The following is a 16,590-nucleotide window of genomic DNA, read 5'->3' as shown; positions in this document are numbered from 1 at the left end:
TCACGAATAGGGTTGTATTTATGAATCTGCAAGATAAAATTTTCATCGCGGGTCACCTAGGTTTAGTTGGTTCGGCCCTTATTCGCCGATTGGAGGCAGGGGGTTATTTAAACCTGCTTACCCGAACCCATGCCGAACTCAACCTTATCAACCAGGCAGAGACGGAAGATTTCTTCGAGCAAGAAAAACCCGAGTATGTATTTCTGGCTGCTGCCAAGGTGGGCGGCATTCTTGCTAACAATAACTATCCGACCGATTTTATCTATCAGAACCTGGCTATTCAGACCAACATTATTCACGCCGCATACAAAAACCAGGTCAAGCGCTTATTGTTTCTTGGCTCGAGCTGCATCTACCCGCGCGATTGCCCCCAGCCAATGAAGAAGGAGCACCTCCTTACCGGCCCGCTGGAATCAACAAACCGCCCCTACGCCTTGGCCAAAATCGCCGGAATCGAGATGTGCTGGAGCTACAAGAGGCAATATGGCACTCAGTATCTGGCTGTAATGCCAACCAACCTTTATGGCCCTGGTGACAACTATGAGCTCAACAACTCTCATGTGCTACCTGCGCTTATCCGCAAATTTCATGAGGCAAAAAATAGCCGTGCGCCTAATGTCACCGTCTGGGGTACAGGGACTCCTAGAAGGGAGTTTCTTTACAGTGACGATATGGCCGATGCCTGTGTTCACCTCATGAACTTAACTGATGATAAATTCCTACCATTGCTTGCGGCAAATCGTAATTATGGGCTATCGCCGGTAATTAACATTGGCGTTGGTAAAGACATTACGATCAAAGAGCTGGCAGAACTAGTCAAACAAGCGGTGGGTTACGAAGGCGAAATAATTTACGACCCAAGCAAGCCGGGTGGTACCCCTAGGAAACTATTGGATAGTTCGCGTAATCTGGAGTTGGGTTGGCAAGCCAGTACCTCATTCTATGAGGGGCTTCGCTTGGCTTACTCAGACTTTCTGAGGCGTGATGTTAGAATTGATCAATGCGCTGTTGGTGGAGCGCTGCCCTATTAATGAGGTAGATTTAAAACTCGCTTTAGTCTGACAGGATATTTATGAAATGCGTTGTTTTTGGCGGTGGGGGCTTTATAGGCTCGGCTATCGTCGAGCGTTTGTTGCGAGATGGACATTCGCTCCGGATTTTCGAGCGTCCTCGCGTTGAGCCATATCGCAAGTTTGAAGCACACGAAAAGGTAGAGTGGATGGTGGGCGATATGCTCAGCACTCATGATGTGGAGGATGCGATAGACGGCACTGATATTATTTTCCATCTGGTATCTACCACGCTCCCTAAAAATTCGAATGATGATCCGATCTATGATGTTCAAAGTAACCTTGTGGCAACGTTGCAGATGCTCAACGCCATGGTGGCACGCAAAGTGCCGAAGATTATTTTTATTTCGTCTGGCGGCACGGTATATGGACCACCAACATATTTGCCTATAGATGAACATCACCCAACTGAGCCGCAGGTTTCTTATGGCATTACAAAACTTGCCATTGAAAAATATCTGCTTATGTATGAGCGGTTGTATGGAATCAAGGCAATTATCCTGCGGGTTGCCAATCCTTTTGGAGAACGGCAGCGAGTTGAGACAGCTCAAGGCGTAGTCGGTGTTTTTATGCATCGCGCCCTCCATGGGTTGCCTGTTGATATTTGGGGTGACGGCAGCGTGGCTAGGGATTATCTCTACATCAGTAATGTTGCCGATGCCTTTGCGAAAGCTGTGAGCTATTCTGGGTCGAGTAGCGTTTTCAATATAAGCTCGGGTGCTGGTACCAGTTTGAATGCACTTATTGAGCTGTTAGAGGATGTGTTAGATACCTCCATCGAGCGTCGCTATCTGCCGGGACGCTCTTTTGACGTTCCGGTGAGTATACTCAGCAATTCTCTCGCCATGCATGAGTTGGGGTGGGTGCCCGAGGTGCCATTAAGAGATGGCGTTGTTCGCACAGCCTTGTGGATGAAGCGTGAATTGAAAAAGTTAGATACTTGATCCGACCTCAGGATTTCGATTATATAAAGATTCTTCTTACGGTTCATTATTTTTTTCCTCGGTATGCTACTGGTCTAAAAGTGTTGATTTCTCGGTTGCTGCGAATTGACGAGACACTGTCATATGGTAGTTACCGGGGCCAGAAATTTATGCAATGAAAATTCTTTTAACGACGCACGTGTTTTTGCCAGAACATTTTGGTGGGACGGAAACACTCGTTCTTGGTGTTGCACTTGCCTTGAAACAAAGGGGGCATACCGTTACGGTCGTGACAGGCTATCCTGAAAAGGATGAGCCAGACTACATTAATCGGTTTGATGAGTATGAGGTCGATTCCATCCGCGTTATTCGATTCAGGCATGGACGTACTGCATTGGGAGAGCAAAGCAGTGTCATGCAAAATGACTATGACAACCCTGTTTTTGAAGCCCGGTTTCGTCAACTGCTTGTAGAGATCGAACCGGATGTAGTGCATTTTCATCACTTGGAGCGGTTATCAATTAAAGCAATTGACGCATGCAAAGAAAGAAAGATACCTGCGTTTCTGACTGCAACAGACTTTTGGTATGTCTGCCCAGCGCATACGCTACTGTTGCCAAATGAAAAAATGTGCGATGGGCCTGCTAACGGTGGCGCAAACTGCCTAAAACATGTGACTGCTATATCTCAGCCAAAATGGGTGGCTGGAATGGTAAGTTCCATTCCTACTTGTGTCGTGGAGCGCATTTTGGGTTATCTCAAAAGATCAAACATAAGGCCTTCAGGCAATGTCGGCGATGTTCAGGCTCTGGCAAGAAGAAGTGAAATAATTAGCGCCAGACTCCTCCTCTTGGAAAGAATTTTTGTCGCTTCCAGTCATGCTAAAAGAATGTTTGAAACTGCTGGAATAAGGGGTGAGAAATTTCGAGTTCTGCCATTCGGAATCAAAAGTCATGGATATATAAAACGTATACGGCAGAGAACAGATAAGCCTTTGGTGCTAGGCTTTATCGGCTCGATGTTGCCTCACAAGGGACTCCATGTATTAGTTGAAGCGAGCAGGCTTTTACCTGCGGATGCTGTTGTCACAATCAAGATCTATGGAAAATCACCAGCTGGAGATTCCGCCTATGCAGATGGCCTGCGTATGCTTGCAATGGGTGATAAAAGAATAAAATTTCTTGGTACCTTCGAGAACGAGAGAATGCCCGTCATACTGGATGGAATCGATGCCTTGGTTATCCCTTCTTTGTGGCATGAGAATATGCCGTTGGTTTCGTTATCTGCTCAGGCAGCGGGTTGTCCTCTTATCGCATCAGACATTGGAGGATTGTCAGACGTCATTGACCCTGGCAAAAACGGACTTTTGTTTAGCCCAGGTTCAGCATCTGGATTGGCTCAAATGGTCATGCGTTTAATAGACGACCACAATCTATTGGAAAAGCTATCAGGAGCTGCTGTCCGGCCAATAGATATTGATCAGTATGTTGATGAGCTTGAGCGGGAATACCAAAAAGTATTGGAGAGTAGGATCTAACGGTGCGCATTTGAATTATCGAAACATCTTTACATTTTGCCGCTGCAATAACGCGGCTGGTTACGTAGTAATGCAGGGTCAAAACCGAGTGATGTCCTCATTGAAAAGCTTCACCCATGCGGGTCACTTGGCTCCAATCTTATTCAACAAAATTTCAGGCATATGTTATTGCTAACGTGAGTTAAAAAGTCTTTAATATGTCTTTTCAATTCCTGTGCTTAATTCAGCCTATTTTTGAATATTAGTTGTTCGTATTGAATTTATATTCAACAGCTTAAGTTACGCTCCATCAGGCTTCAAAGTGTTATTTCATTTTTCAATCAACCATGCAAGATTGAAGTGTGTATTAGAGGTGCCTTCGAAAAGTACCATAACCGAATAGTACGTGGATCCGAGTAATGATTGGCATGATGACTGGATGAGACAAGGTTATAACCGTTTTGGGCGGCTCAGGGTTTGGTTTACACCACCATTGTAGGGGCCTACCCCAATAAGCCACTTTCAATTGCGGAGGCAGTTTAACTTGGTATCACATAACAGTCTGAAAATTTACCGTTCCAGATGCCTTAAATGTGCTTAAGTCAGCGGATTAAAGGGGGGCTGCTGTGGTTAGTGTGCCAGCTACGTTTATGGCGTTATTCGACAGGGCATTTTTGCCGTAAGATGTCAGCGTTCCACTGAATAATTGTGATAACCCGTGTGTACTGCTTCCTGTCACCATGTTCTTGCGCATACTAACCGAGGCGGCACCAGCTGCGCTTTCGGAAGCAACGCCTATGCCAGAATTTGAAACTATCGAATGGGTTATATCTACTTTTGCTGAGGCAGTATTGGTGTCCGCTAGTGAGTATATGCCGATGCTACTTCCTGCCACGACAGTTTTGTTTATAGCAACAGTAGTGGTCGAGCCAGCTGTGGAATTTTGTGCAATGATGCCGGCACTTGTATTACCAAAAAACGTCGATCCAGAAATGTCAGCTGTAGCGCCCTTTAGAAATTGAGCCCCTATGTCATTATCTCGAATAAGGGTTTTAACCACTCGCACCGTTGCAGCTGCTTCAACGAAAATAGCGATCTGGTTAAAGGCACTGCCACTGATCGAAAAATTAGAAATGACACAGTTTTCGATCGAAAGCTTGTCGCCAGCGGTCATTAAAATCCCAGTATCACCGCCTTGGCTATTGATAGTCAGGCCACGCAGTACTACATTCACCCCAGGAGTGGCGATCGTCACACCGTTTGTACCCGGAAAGACGGTAATGCCGGCAACGGCCCCTGGGGCGGCCGTCAGCGAGATTGACTGGGTGAGCGTGACAGTACCATAACCGGCGGAATCGAGTGCCACGACCTCACCGTTGGGATCGACCACAGTCACCGCCTTGGCAAATGTGCGGCATGGGGATGAGGAGCTGCAGATGTTGGCATCATTCCCATAAGAAGCGACAGAAGCTCGTTGGATGGCCTGTGCAGGGGTCGCCATGAAGGCATACAAAATAGCAAACAAATATGCAGCTGTGAAATTTCTTAACATTATGAACTCCTTTGCTTTATTTTACGGCTTGAGTCTTCCTGGCTGCCTCGGATACGCCCGGGTTCCGCTGGTTTTACATAAGTGGAATTTGATTGGGGCCGCCAAGTGCCGGGGAAGCGTTCGTTATGTTATCGGTCACGGTATTATTGACAAGTGTGTTTAGCGTTCCACTGGGCCAAGAAATTCCAATTCCATTTCCTGTCACCATGCTGTCGCTGAGGGTGATCTTGGCAATGCCGGACGAGGCAGACGTTTTTACACCTTCGGCATTATCCGTTACTGTCGCACGCATCATATCTATCCGGGACGTTCCGGATGTGCTTGAAAATGCCTCAATGCCGTTGATTCCCCCTGTCACGGTAGTATCACTGATGGTAACAGCCGTAGTTGTGCCCGCTGTGCTTGTAGCAAGGATGCCATTGCCATTTCCGAGAAACTGAGAACCAGAGATATCGGCCGTAGCTCCCCCTTGAAATTCAACGCCAATGTCGCTGTCGCGAACAAGGGTATTAACTATTCGCACCGTAGCTGGGGTGTTTACAAAAATACCACGTTGGGTGACGCTACTAAAGTTAGATATGACACAGTTTTCGATTGAAAGCTTGGCGCCAGCGGTCATTGAAACTCCGGTAGCACCGCCTTGGCTATTGATAGTCAGGCCGCGCAATACCACATTTACGCCGGGAGTGGCGATTGTAATTCCGGCACCTGAAAAGACGGTAACGCCGGCAACGACACCTGGGGCAGCCGTCAGTGAGATGGACTGGGTAAGCGTGACAGAACCAAAGCCGGCGGAATCGAGTGCCACGACCTCCCCGTTGGGATCGACTACAGTTACCGCCTTGCCAAATGTGCGGCATGGGAAGGAGGAGCTGCAGATGTTGGCATCATTCCCGTAAGATGCGACAGAAGCCCGTTGGATGGCATGTGCAGGGGTGATTGTCACGGCACATACAAGAGTAAATATATATACAAGTGGGGATTTATTAAACATATTGATCTCCTGAAATTGTTGGTTAAATCGAGGATATTCGATGATTCAATGTGACTAGGCTTTGTAAATTCAGACGGACGTTACGCTGGTAATTATGCCGTGTGATGTTGCAGACACAATTTATTGCCAGAGACATTTTTTTTCTGCCACATTAACATAGTTGATTTATGTATTAACACAACTATCGAGTAGAAGCAATGATCAAAAAATTAAATTTCATAAGGGCCTTTAAGATACAGAAAATGAGAGTAATGATGCTACCTTGTTTGCAAGCATGAACCATGCCAGGCAATAACGAATAATTGAATATGTTTTATTTACAATATCTTAATTTATTTAAAGATGAGTGTAATAAATCAAATAATATGTTTCTAATGAAAAGTGTAAGAATATTCGTCAATTGCTTTGCATTTTGTCGCTACGTTGAGACGGGACACGCTAACAAATGGAGTCGCGCTTTCCTTGGCGTCTAATGTAATTTGTTCTTCTATTGATTTGCTGTAATGGCTCTGTCTTGTATACGGACAAACTACGGACACTCTGAGAGTTTCAGCTTAATGTTGTTTGTTTGATCTATCGACGGCAATCTTTGACAAAATGCGGGAGTATGCGATTGACGGTTATGTCTCTTGCCGCTTCACAAATTACCTTTGCCATAACGTTTCTTTTTGTCCCATTGTGCGATTGATTTCACGGCAGAGTATGAACAATAAATCAGAAAGACGGTTCAGGTAGGGCAGGCCATATTGCGGCACGGTTTCGAGCTGAGCGAGCGCGTTGAAGTCTCTTTCAGCGCGGCGTGCCACGGTACGCGCCACATGGCATTGTGCCGCGGCACGGGTTCCACCTGGCAGTATGAATTCTTTAAGTGGTGGCAGGTCGGCGTTATAGTGAGCAATGGCAGTATCCATATACAGAAGCTTGTCTTCGGTAAATTGGGCAGCAGGATATGCCAGTGCGCCACCGAGGTCGAACAAGTCATGCTGAATATGCAGCATCAAGTCACGCACGTCATCCAATAAAGTTTCAGCGAGCAGTACGCCGAGATGGCTGTTGAGTTCATCTATGCTGCCGATAGCATGAATGCGTGCGCAATGCTTTTCCACGCGGGTGCCATCGGCTAGCCCGGTGGTTCCCTTATCTCCCGTGCGGGTGACAATTTTGCTTAAACGATTAGCCACTATTTCTCCTCCAGACAATTCAAATATACATTTGCATCGGGTGCTGTGCCGTTTCGTTGTGCCTGCCAGATCATTTCACCCAGACATTCCATCATGCGATGTTGGGCGTTGTGTTCTGATTGATGTTGTGTGACAAGACGCTGAAAGCGTTCGCGAATGCCATGCGGCTGGTCGATGGAAATCTGTTCCTCGATGGTGAGGTGCATCATCAGGTGCAGAAATGGGTTAGTCGTGCCTTGTTCTGGTGTGTAATCTTTATCCTTGTAGCGTTCTGGGTTTTCCAGTATTGCGTAATACTCAGGATGTTTTTCGATAAGTTGCGCAGCGAGGTCTTCCAGTGGCGTGAGTAATGTACCTGCGCGACGCTTGCGCCAGGTATCGATCAGAAACATTCGTGCTTCATCTCTGCTGGGATTGAACATTATATTTCCTTGTGAGGGTATTCGCACAGATCAACGATGCTACAAATACCACATTTTGGTTTGCGCGCTTGGCATACATAGCGACCATGCAGGATCAGCCAATGGTGTGCATTATGTTTGAATTTGTCCGGCACGAACTTGAGTAATTTTAGTTCTACTTCTAGCACGGTCTTGCCGGGGGCAAGGCCGGTGCGGTTGGATACGCGAAAGATGTGTGTATCCACAGCGATGGTGGGGTGGCCAAAGGCAGTGTTGAGTATTACGTTTGCGGTTTTGCGTCCTACGCCTGGCAGTGCTTCCAACGCCTCACGCGTCTGCGGTACTGTGCCACCATGATGTTCCAATAATAGTCGGCAGGTATGAATAATGTGCTTGGCCTTGGTTTTGTAAAGTCCGATGCGCTGCACATAATCACGCAATTTTTCTTCGCCCAAGTCGAGAATGCCCTGTGGGGTGTTTGCCACTGGAAATAATTGCCGTGTGGCGGAATTTACGCTGACATCAGTAGCTTGTGCCGAGAGGGTTACCGCCACCAAGAGTTCAAACGCTGAGTGGTATTCCAGCTCAGTGGTAGGGTGCGGATTGGCTGCTTGCAGGCGTAGAAAAATTTCCTGCCGTTTTGCTGGGTTCACGATGTAGTCTCACACAAGCAAAATTGGGCTGCAGGGTCGTTGCTCATATATGGATAAATTTGCATAAGGGATGCTGTTTCTTCTGAATGCAGCATCCGAAAAACGGAAGATTATTTCGTTCGGATGATGCATGTCTCATTTTTCGTAGTCTGGTTAATATTTTACATGACAACTTGTGGGTCATTAGAGACTGAAGTAATAAATCTTTTATTGGTGCTTAAGGTTTGCCGGGATAGCAGAGGAGCATCAAGTTTTGAGATGAAATATCGAGATGTGAAAATAGCATTTTAATATGGGGTCGAAGAGTGCATAGGCTCGCGTGCTGGCGAAAATGAAGTGACGTAGTGTTGTTGTGATAGGGATATATTATTGCGCTTAAGTTAGATTGACTTCAGTCTTGACGGATGGGTTGACTGTACGCTACGCTCACGCCACAATTTAGTCACGTGCGTTTAAATAAACTTTATGTTTGATAAGAAAATTATTGGCTTCGCGGGTTATTCCGGTAGTGGTAAAACGACATTACTGGAAAAAGTTATTCCTTTTTTGACTGCACAAGGCTTGCGTATTGCCGTTATCAAGCATGCCCATCATGATTTTGATATCGACAAACCAGGTAAAGATACCTACCGTCATCGCAAGGCAGGTGCAAGCGAAGTGTTGATTGTTTCTTCGCAAAGATGGGCGTTAATGCATGAGCTGAGCGATGAAACGGAGCCTACCTTGGAATATCTTTGTTCACGGTTCACAGCTTATGACCTTATATTGGCAGAGGGTTACAAACATGCAGCCATACCAAAACTGGAAGTGCATCGCAAAGAGACTGGGGCTGAAAGTCTATATCCATCCGAACCGGGTATTATTGCAGTTGTGACAAACAGCGAAGACAAATTTCCGCTACCTGTGCTTGATATTAACGCGCCAAAGGATGTGGCCACGTTTATTTTGAATTATTGTTCAAGGGAAAGTCATGAAATTTGAGATAGTGTATTTTGGTAAACCGAAAGAAAATTTAAACATATCGCAGGAAACTGTAGATGTTCCGGAAGAGTCATTGACGCTTTCCGGTCTGCTTGCATGGTTATGTTTGCGTGGAGATGTATGGGCACAAGAAATGAACGAAGATCGTGTGCGCTGTGCGGTTAATCAGGAGTTTGCCGGGCTGGCAAAACCATTGAACGATAATGATGAAATTGCCATCACCGCCCATTACCATGGTTGTGCAGAATTTTGGGTCGATGATCCACGCTTAAGGCCAAATCATGCACGCATGAAACCGAGTGAATGGTCTTGATTTACGCGTAATATATTCTATATCGCAAAAACTCTCGCGCGCCGTATGGCGGTTTTTCGCTTGGTGAACAGTGAATCCGCTCATCCTTTGAGTCGTTCTAAGGATGATCGGATTTAATTATTTTGCGGGCGGTTGCAGGTTGATTGACCACTCTATTCTATATAGAGTAAAGAGCCAGGATATTCTCATTATCTATAACTTAATATAGGTATGCCCAAAGGAACTGGCCGTATTTATTTTGAATTGTTTTTCAAGGAACTACTATGAAAATTGAATTAGTGTATTTCGGTCGGCCGAGAGAACATTTGAAGATGTCACGCGAAACTGCCGATGTACCAGCAGAGACATCTACGCTGGCGGACCTGCTGGCATGGCTGCGTTTGCGCGGGGATATATGGGCGCAAGAATTGGCAGACAGTCGCGTGCGTTGCGCGATCAATCAAGAGTTTGCTGGGTTACCTGCCGCCATCAACGAAAATGACGAGGTCGCCATTTTTTCACCTATCTCTGGAGGTTGATAATGAGCGTTTTGATACAGGAAGAGGATTTTGACTTGGCCTCCGAATTAGCAACCCTGCGTTCTGGAAACTCGAAAGTGGGTGCCATGGTTAGCTTTGTCGGTTTAGTGCGCGATTTTAGTCATGATGAAACAATAGAGAGTATTTATCTTGAATATTATCCCGGCATGACTGAAAAGGCGCTGAATAAAATCATTGCTGAAGCGACTGAACGGTGGAGCTTAATTAATGTTCGTGTCATCCACCGCATTGGGCAATTGTTTGCAAATGAACAAATTGTGCTAGTTGCGACTACGGCATTGCATCGTGGTGAAGCGTTTGCGGGCTGTGAATTTATTATTGATTACTTGAAAACGGCCGCCCCATTCTGGAAAAAAGAACAAACCAGTGAAGGTTCTCAGTGGCTGGAAACACGTGAGACTGATGTGAAACGCATGGAACATTGGCATAACGATACAGACAGGAAATCAGCATGACAAATGGAATGACCCACTTCGATCAAGATGGTCAGGCGCATATGGTGGATGTTGCCGGCAAGAGCGAGACACAGCGTATCGCAAAAGCGTCCGGTAGTATCAAAATGAGTCCCAGTACGCTGGAGTTGATTGCTTCAGGTACAGCAAAGAAGGGCGATGTGCTGGGTATAGCACGCATTGCAGCGATACAGGCGAGTAAGCGAACCGCTGAGTTGATTCCATTATGCCACCCACTGTATCTGACACGTGTTGCAGTGGAATTTCATCTCGACCATGAGAGCAATACGGTGGAATGTATTGCCACAGCAGAAACGTTTGGTCGCACTGGTGTCGAAATAGAGGCCATGACCGCGGTAAGTATCGCCCTGCTTACTATCTACGATATGTGCAAGGCGGTTGATCGTGGCATGGAAATTAACCGCATACGCTTACTGGAAAAAATGGGTGGACGTTCAGGCCATTGGCAAGCTGCATAATCATTTTTGTCGTTGAGCTGACTTGGGACGAAATGACGTTAATACGTCTGGATTCGTTTCTATGTAGGGTCCACCAATCAAATCTACACAGTAAGGCACGGCGGCAAAAATTCCATCCAGTGTTTCCTTGATTGCCTTCGGTTGCCCCGGCAGATTTATAATCAGGGATTGTCCGCGTATCACGCCAAGCTGGCGTGATAAGATTGCCGTAGGTACATAACGCAGGCTGACAGCACGCATCTGTTCTCCGAAACCAGGTAACACCTTGTGTGCCACGGCCAATGTTGCTTCTGGTGTGACATCGCGTAACGCTGGACCGGTCCCACCTGTAGTCAAGATTAAATGGCATTTTTCCTGATCTGCCAATTCAATGAGTGTCGCCTCAATCACCGCCTGTTCATCCGGTATCAAACGTGTGACACATTGCCATGGGCTAGTCAGCGTTTGTGTAAACCACTCTTGCAATGCTGGTAAGCCTGCGTCCTGATAAACCCCGCTGCTGGCCCGGTCGCTAATTGAAACAAGGCCAATTTTCAGTGTATTTGTCATATATTTTCTTAGATTGGTGGATATAGAAGAGTTTATTGTATGGAGTGTAACTTCGCAATATGATCAAATGTCGGTTAACAAATTGATCAAGTCGGCAATATATTCAATTGTAAATTAGTTTAATTAGCATGTGGTTTTGATTATTTTACAGTAACAGCGCTCCAGAAATTAAATGCAACTATGCACTTCATGGTTAACGAGTAGTTGTCAATTCACTGTTCGTTTGCGTTTCTACTTTCGATAAATTTAATGCACTGATCGCCTGCGCTTCCTCCTTCAATAAGATTACTTTAGTCAGAATAATAATCATCAGTAGGTGGTAAAAGAGATCGAAATTGGACAGTCCTAAAAAGGCTCCGGCCACCCCAAAGCCAACCATGCTTACTTGCCCCATTGCGGCTAAATCCGCCGCCCATTTTTTTCCAGGGTCGCGTTTTGCATTCTTTATTACCCAAGAGCCAGTTCGCCACGTCAACAATACAAGCAATAACCATAGACCAAGCCCGATAAAGCCATGCTCACCCAGTACCTCAAAATATACACTATGTACATCATGGACTCTAAACGGTTCTGGTGCGTATGCGTGGAATGTTTGATATTGGAACATTTCAAATCCACCGCCGGTGACGCGAGCATTAGCCACATTCCATGCTGTCCACCAAGCGTTAATTCGGCCTAAGGCTGATGCATCCTGGTCATATGTTTGAATGGTTGACATTCGGTCATACCACTCTTGCGGCATAACCAGAGCCACAATACCGATTGCGGCGGTAATCATTACGCTGGTGAAAAATTTATTTCGGCTTTTCATCCAGAAGATAAAGCCCATCACTGTCGCGCCTACCAGCGCACCTCGTGATTGTGAGCCGATTGTTGCTATTATGGTCAGTACCATAGCCGCTCCCAATCCTTGCTTCAGCCACTTGCGTGTTTCTTGCAAGTGTAAATAACGTATTAGTGGGATAGTCATTAACAAAGCCAAGGCCATTTCATTGTTACCGGCTATGAAAGTGCCTGGCGGTCCCTGGACTCGAAATGCTCCCCCCTTTAGTATCGTGAAAATCCCGCCTTTTATCCCATAAAAACCTAGTGACAGGGTTATTGTCCAAATTAGTCCATTCAGCCGTTGGCGATTGGTTATTACAAGAGGGGTAAGAAAGATCATGATTTGAATTTTGATGACTTTCAGCAACTGCTCCGAGGCCAGATTGGAGTAAAGCGCAAAATATGTGGTGACCAACATCCATACAATATACATGGATAGTACCGTCATCTCGCGTGTCCATGGCATGCGTTTCGGCTCTTTTGAAGTGAATACGCTAACTATTGTCGTAATTGCCACGATGTATGCAAAGGGCATGGAGGTCGCGAAACCCCAAGCAAGCCGATGGGGATTCATGTAGCTCAACCAGGAATAAAGGTAAAGGCCAACATATGGACGCGACAAGGCCATGGGTATAAGCCCAAACACGACAAGTGTGACGAATAAGTCGCGCACTAATTTATCTCCGTTCTTTCTCGGAGGGTGTGACGGAGAACCATGTCACGCGCTTCTTTAAATGTATGTCTTTGAGCAAACCATTTTGCAAATTTTGTGCGAGGTGCTGCTCTTGGTGCCAGCCGCGATCTTTAACTTGATATAGCTTCCCCTTACCTGATTGTGCTGCACCCAGGTTTTCGTTCCGCGCAAACCGGCCGATCGCTTCAGCGTAGACTTCAGCGCTATCTTGCACAGCGCGCCAAAACAGCGTGAGTTCGTTATCGCCTTCATGCACTTCGGGGCAAATATGAGCGAGCAACCTGCCGGTATCGATTCCGGCGTCGATGAAATGTAGTGTGCAGCCTATTTTTTCTGGTTCGCCGTTATAGAGCGCCCAGAATGTGCAATCTGCGCCGCGGTATTCGGGCGATAAGCCACCATGCAGATTGACGATGCCCAAAGCGCCGCGCGTAAGTAGCGCGCCTTTGATTAACGAGGTGCCGAATACAGCAATTACGTCAGGCCGCAGCCGATCGGCAAGTTCGATTACGCTCGGATGGTTAATATGCGGCACCTCAGTTACCAATTCGGGACTATCGAGTCGCGGCTCGGCATCACCAAAGAAAAACTTACCTTCACCTCCGTCAGCATAACGTTTGCGGTCGCGTAGCCAGCGCCAGACTTTACGCCACAGGTTATCTGGACGCAGCACCTTGAGTATTTTTTTTAAAGTCCAGTGGCTGCCTGCTTCCTGTACGATAGCGACTACGTGCGCGGAACCACACAGTCGGTTTGCGACATAAAGATGTCGTGGTGCGCGGCCGCATAGCACCATGATAGAAAGATCAGTCATGTAAAGATTCTCCTGGCTTGGCAATTCTTGTAGCGACGGGAGGAACCGCACAATCGTGCATATCCATCATCAATGCATCGGCAAAAAATTTAGCTGACCAGTTCGGATATTCGAAACGGGAGTAATCGCCCCAGATTGGCGAGGAGCCTGCGATACCACCTCGCACTGCGTCATCAGCATCACTTAGGCGCTGCGTGCGTTTTACATAGCCGATTGCAAGGCGCGCGTTCTCACGAAATGCCGGCTCGCTGCCTTCTTGCGCCAAGCGTGTCCAATTTAGGCTCATTTGCGCTACGCCAGTGAGACAGCAGTAGTTGGCGCTTGGTACCCAATTATCCGTATAAGTGCCGGCAAGCATGCCGTCTGCGCGCTGTACCTGTGCCATGCCTTGTGCAGCGACAAGCGCCGCTGAAAGGTAACGTGCATCGTCTAGCAATACGCCACTTTCCAAAAAACCACGAATCGCATAGGCGATGGTATGAGTAAATGGTGCTTTGTCTGGAGTAAAGGCGTTGGTTCGAAACCATCCCGAAGCTGTTTGCTGGGTGAGTGCCCAATCGAGATTGCGTCGCGCTGCTTGGGTTAGTTCTGGCTCGTTCGCAATCAAGCCCGTAGCCACTAATGCCCAAGTGCCCCGAGTGTTGTAAACGTGAGGTACATCATTGTGTTCGAAGCGATGCCAGCAGCCACTGGCATCTTGTTGACGTACTAGCCATAAACCAGCTTTGACCGCTGCTTCCAGACATTCCGGACGACCCAGTTGCAGATATCCGGCGAGCATACCATGCATGATTTGACCGGTATTGAAGATTACCGGGCGGCTACCCGCTTCGCCGAAGTGCCCAGGAAACGCTCCATCATTCTGCTGTATGGAGAGTTCCCAGTCGATCATGCGTAAAGCACGTTTCCCCAGATCAGGACGTTCCAGCACTTTGCTCGCTGCGAGAAAGGTTTCGATTATATAGCCGGTGGTTTCTGGATAGCTTGGCAGCCAGCCATCTTCAAAACTCCATCCCGCTGAAACGCCCCCTGCATCGGGGTAGCCGTCCCTTATGTCCTGGGCACGGCACAACCAGTCAATCACGCTCGCGAGGTGAGTCGCATGGTCGAGTTCTGACTGGGCCGGTGCAGAAATATTTTTAAGGATCAGACGCATATGCCGCGGCCGCCAAGGACGGTATCGGAAAGGGAGTGCAAGTAAATTGGTAAGGTTCATGTGACTTATTTTCTTGTTAAATTTTTTCAGGTTGTATGGCGGGTGGAGATTCTCGGAGCGCATTCTCCAAGCCCGATTGCAGTGGTACATGGCTCACCACGTAACGGTATTTCCCCGAGAGTTCGGGTGGAATCGAATCCACAAACCGTATTTCGATCCGTACGTCGTTGCCGAGACGGGCTTGAATTCCGCTCACGGTTTTGTCATGAGATTGCTCGCTCCAGTCAGGGTTTCGTACCACCAGAATTTCTACGTCGCGAATGCCGTGCTGAATGAATTTGAACTCGTCAATACCGTCTGTTGCCCGCAATACGTAAATTACTGCAAGCGCATGCATGATCGTGCCGTCAGAACGTACAACAAAATCCGTGGTGCGGCCCATCACCTCTCCGATCACGTGCAGCCCGCGTCCTGTTTTGCAGGTGTCGCTGGAGTAGCGTACCACGTCACCGGTGCGATAACGGATGAAGGGCTGTGCGAAGGAACAGAGCCCGGTCATGACTGCTTCTCCGGATTCGCCGGGTGCGACCGGATTGCCTTGTTTATCAAGAATTTCGAGAATAATACTTTCGCTCATCAGCAGCGTCTGGCCGTCTGGAGACTCATGGGCGGTGAAACCAATGTCGCGACTGCCGAATTCATTGGCGGCGGGGACACCGAAAATTTCTTCGATAAGTTTGCGTTGGTGCGGATAAAGCGGTTCGCCAGTAGTACACACCACTTTAAGCGAGGGTAAATTAAGCTTGATGCCGCGATCCGCGGCATGTGCCGCTAGTAGAGCCAAGCTGCTAGCGTAGCCATAAATGCATTTGGGCTGGAACCCCTGGATGGCTTCGATGTAAACGTTCATGTTGGCCGTGGACATGTCGAAAGCATTCATCACCAATTGGTTGAGTAGCCGGTCCCGTAGCGTTTTGATACGACCGGTTTTGTTCAATTCGACCGGCGCGCCCCAAAGATAGACTTCTCGGTCACCCACCTCAACGCCCCACCAGCGTCGTGCACGTAGGCGGCCGGCGGCATCGGAAGCTTGGCGCAGGCGTCCATAGTAAAAGATCAGGGGCTGACCGCTAGAGCCGCCAGTATTATATTTATAGGCTCCACTGGGAATGTCGCGCCAAACCAGTTGCTCGATGTTGCGGGTGGCATCCTGTTTGGTCATGGTTGGTAAGCTTCGCAGTGCTTCAAGAGTGAGCGGCATGCTAGATAGCGGCTCCAAGCCAGCTGAGCGAATGTGCTCGGCATGCCATGGACTGTGTTGCTCCGCCGACTGGAGAAGACGCTTGAGTTTGAGCATTTGCAATTGCTCTACCTCTGTGCGGGACAGCCATTGGCTCTTTTCCAGTTCATCCAAGTAATCGAAGGTGGGGCGTTGCATCAGCCTTTCATGCAGGGGGAACAGGGTATGCGCCACTAATTTGGTATAGATATTGGCCAT

At 47.6% G+C, this 16,590-nt stretch carries 18 protein-coding genes; 8 read left to right on the top strand and 10 right to left on the bottom strand.

Going from position 1 to position 16,590, the window contains the following annotated elements; all coding sequences use genetic code 11:
* Positions 1–20 precede the first annotated feature (20 nt).
* The 3 genes from MJ770_RS02830 (at position 21) to MJ770_RS02820 (ending at position 3,530) form a co-directional block, all read left to right on the top strand.
* On the top strand, positions 21–1,031 hold the full coding sequence (locus MJ770_RS02830) for a GDP-L-fucose synthase family protein (protein WP_239250094.1): 1,011 nt from the start codon (positions 21–23) through the stop codon (positions 1,029–1,031).
* Between the two features lie 41 nt (positions 1,032–1,072).
* Entirely contained in the window at positions 1,073–2,014 is a 942-nt protein-coding gene (locus tag MJ770_RS02825; protein WP_239250093.1) for an NAD-dependent epimerase/dehydratase family protein, read from the top strand.
* 154 nt (positions 2,015–2,168) lie between these two features.
* The gene (locus tag MJ770_RS02820) at positions 2,169–3,530 is read left to right on the top strand and encodes a glycosyltransferase family 4 protein (protein WP_239250092.1); all 1,362 of its coding nucleotides are present in this window, start codon (positions 2,169–2,171) and stop codon (positions 3,528–3,530) included.
* A 589-nt stretch (positions 3,531–4,119) separates the two neighbouring features.
* Here the strand turns inward: MJ770_RS02820 and MJ770_RS02815 are convergent.
* The 5 genes from MJ770_RS02815 to nth form a co-directional block, all read right to left on the bottom strand.
* Positions 4,120–5,061 (bottom strand): right-handed parallel beta-helix repeat-containing protein, encoded by a 942-nt coding sequence (locus tag MJ770_RS02815; RefSeq protein WP_239250091.1) that lies wholly within the window; start codon positions 5,059–5,061, stop codon positions 4,120–4,122.
* A gap of 73 nt (positions 5,062–5,134) precedes the next feature.
* The gene (locus MJ770_RS02810) at positions 5,135–6,055 is read right to left on the bottom strand and encodes a NosD domain-containing protein (protein WP_239250090.1); all 921 of its coding nucleotides are present in this window, start codon (positions 6,053–6,055) and stop codon (positions 5,135–5,137) included.
* 644 nt (positions 6,056–6,699) lie between these two features.
* Positions 6,700–7,236: a cob(I)yrinic acid a,c-diamide adenosyltransferase gene (locus tag MJ770_RS02805; protein WP_239250089.1), complete on the bottom strand. Its 537-nt coding sequence runs from the start codon at positions 7,234–7,236 to the stop codon at positions 6,700–6,702.
* The gene (locus MJ770_RS02800) at positions 7,236–7,658 is read right to left on the bottom strand and encodes a DUF1841 family protein (protein ID WP_239250088.1); all 423 of its coding nucleotides are present in this window, start codon (positions 7,656–7,658) and stop codon (positions 7,236–7,238) included. Before MJ770_RS02800 ends, MJ770_RS02805 begins: the two co-directional genes overlap by 1 nt.
* Positions 7,658–8,290 carry an endonuclease III gene (nth, locus tag MJ770_RS02795; RefSeq protein WP_239250087.1) on the bottom strand — a complete coding sequence of 211 codons (633 nt, stop codon included), beginning with the start codon at positions 8,288–8,290 and terminating at the stop codon, positions 7,658–7,660. Before nth ends, MJ770_RS02800 begins: the two co-directional genes overlap by 1 nt.
* A gap of 465 nt (positions 8,291–8,755) precedes the next feature.
* On the opposite strand from nth, the gene mobB reads away from it, so the two are divergent.
* From mobB to moaC, 5 genes are all read left to right on the top strand, one after another.
* Positions 8,756–9,271 carry a molybdopterin-guanine dinucleotide biosynthesis protein B gene (mobB, locus tag MJ770_RS02790; protein ID WP_239250086.1) on the top strand — a complete coding sequence of 172 codons (516 nt, stop codon included), beginning with the start codon at positions 8,756–8,758 and terminating at the stop codon, positions 9,269–9,271.
* On the top strand, positions 9,261–9,584 hold the full coding sequence (locus MJ770_RS02785) for a MoaD/ThiS family protein (RefSeq protein ID WP_239250085.1): 324 nt from the start codon (positions 9,261–9,263) through the stop codon (positions 9,582–9,584). The genes mobB and MJ770_RS02785 overlap by 11 nt, the downstream gene beginning before the upstream one ends.
* A 263-nt stretch (positions 9,585–9,847) precedes the next feature.
* Positions 9,848–10,102: a MoaD/ThiS family protein gene (locus MJ770_RS02780; protein WP_239250084.1), complete on the top strand. Its 255-nt coding sequence runs from the start codon at positions 9,848–9,850 to the stop codon at positions 10,100–10,102.
* A gap of 2 nt (positions 10,103–10,104) precedes the next feature.
* Positions 10,105–10,578 carry a molybdenum cofactor biosynthesis protein MoaE gene (locus tag MJ770_RS02775; RefSeq protein WP_239250083.1) on the top strand — a complete coding sequence of 158 codons (474 nt, stop codon included), beginning with the start codon at positions 10,105–10,107 and terminating at the stop codon, positions 10,576–10,578.
* Positions 10,575–11,054 (top strand): cyclic pyranopterin monophosphate synthase MoaC, encoded by a 480-nt coding sequence (gene moaC, locus MJ770_RS02770; RefSeq protein ID WP_239250082.1) that lies wholly within the window; start codon positions 10,575–10,577, stop codon positions 11,052–11,054. Before MJ770_RS02775 ends, moaC begins: the two co-directional genes overlap by 4 nt.
* Here the strand turns inward: moaC and mog are convergent, their stop codons facing one another.
* From mog to MJ770_RS02745, 5 genes are all read right to left on the bottom strand, one after another.
* Positions 11,055–11,603, bottom strand: a complete 549-nt coding sequence (gene mog, locus MJ770_RS02765; RefSeq protein ID WP_239250081.1) for a molybdopterin adenylyltransferase — start codon at positions 11,601–11,603, stop codon at positions 11,055–11,057. It lies immediately after the preceding gene.
* Between the two features lie 193 nt (positions 11,604–11,796).
* Entirely contained in the window at positions 11,797–13,101 is a 1,305-nt protein-coding gene (locus MJ770_RS02760) for a putative O-glycosylation ligase, exosortase A system-associated (RefSeq protein WP_239250080.1), read from the bottom strand.
* A 4-nt stretch (positions 13,102–13,105) separates the two neighbouring features.
* Positions 13,106–13,936 (bottom strand): formyl transferase, encoded by an 831-nt coding sequence (locus MJ770_RS02755; protein ID WP_239250079.1) that lies wholly within the window; start codon positions 13,934–13,936, stop codon positions 13,106–13,108.
* Positions 13,929–15,152, bottom strand: a complete 1,224-nt coding sequence (locus tag MJ770_RS02750) for a hypothetical protein (protein WP_239250078.1) — start codon at positions 15,150–15,152, stop codon at positions 13,929–13,931. The genes MJ770_RS02755 and MJ770_RS02750 overlap by 8 nt, the downstream gene beginning before the upstream one ends.
* A 16-nt stretch (positions 15,153–15,168) precedes the next feature.
* The gene (locus MJ770_RS02745; protein WP_239250077.1) at positions 15,169–16,590 is read right to left on the bottom strand and encodes a phenylacetate--CoA ligase family protein; all 1,422 of its coding nucleotides are present in this window, start codon (positions 16,588–16,590) and stop codon (positions 15,169–15,171) included.

This window comes from Candidatus Nitrotoga sp. M5, assembly GCF_927904885.1.
Classification (GTDB): Bacteria; Pseudomonadota; Gammaproteobacteria; order Burkholderiales; family Gallionellaceae; genus Nitrotoga.
This window is presented reverse-complemented; position numbering and strand designations above follow the sequence as displayed.

Coding starts and splice junctions, on each gene's coding strand:
- moaC (WP_239250082.1), top strand. CDS start 10,575: ATGACAAATGGAATGACCCACTTCGATCAAGATGGTCAGGCGCATATG.
- MJ770_RS02825 (WP_239250093.1), top strand. CDS start 1,073: ATGAAATGCGTTGTTTTTGGCGGTGGGGGCTTTATAGGCTCGGCTATC.
- MJ770_RS02820 (WP_239250092.1), top strand. CDS start 2,169: ATGAAAATTCTTTTAACGACGCACGTGTTTTTGCCAGAACATTTTGGT.
- MJ770_RS02785 (WP_239250085.1), top strand. CDS start 9,261: ATGAAATTTGAGATAGTGTATTTTGGTAAACCGAAAGAAAATTTAAAC.
- MJ770_RS02780 (WP_239250084.1), top strand. CDS start 9,848: ATGAAAATTGAATTAGTGTATTTCGGTCGGCCGAGAGAACATTTGAAG.
- MJ770_RS02745 (WP_239250077.1), bottom strand. CDS start 16,590: ATGGCCAATATCTATACCAAATTAGTGGCGCATACCCTGTTCCCCCTG.
- MJ770_RS02810 (WP_239250090.1), bottom strand. CDS start 6,055: ATGTTTAATAAATCCCCACTTGTATATATATTTACTCTTGTATGTGCC.
- MJ770_RS02800 (WP_239250088.1), bottom strand. CDS start 7,658: ATGTTCAATCCCAGCAGAGATGAAGCACGAATGTTTCTGATCGATACC.
- mobB (WP_239250086.1), top strand. CDS start 8,756: ATGTTTGATAAGAAAATTATTGGCTTCGCGGGTTATTCCGGTAGTGGT.
- mog (WP_239250081.1), bottom strand. CDS start 11,603: ATGACAAATACACTGAAAATTGGCCTTGTTTCAATTAGCGACCGGGCC.
- MJ770_RS02750 (WP_239250078.1), bottom strand. CDS start 15,152: ATGAACCTTACCAATTTACTTGCACTCCCTTTCCGATACCGTCCTTGG.
- MJ770_RS02755 (WP_239250079.1), bottom strand. CDS start 13,936: ATGACTGATCTTTCTATCATGGTGCTATGCGGCCGCGCACCACGACAT.
- MJ770_RS02815 (WP_239250091.1), bottom strand. CDS start 5,061: ATGTTAAGAAATTTCACAGCTGCATATTTGTTTGCTATTTTGTATGCC.
- MJ770_RS02775 (WP_239250083.1), top strand. CDS start 10,105: ATGAGCGTTTTGATACAGGAAGAGGATTTTGACTTGGCCTCCGAATTA.
- MJ770_RS02830 (WP_239250094.1), top strand. CDS start 21: ATGAATCTGCAAGATAAAATTTTCATCGCGGGTCACCTAGGTTTAGTT.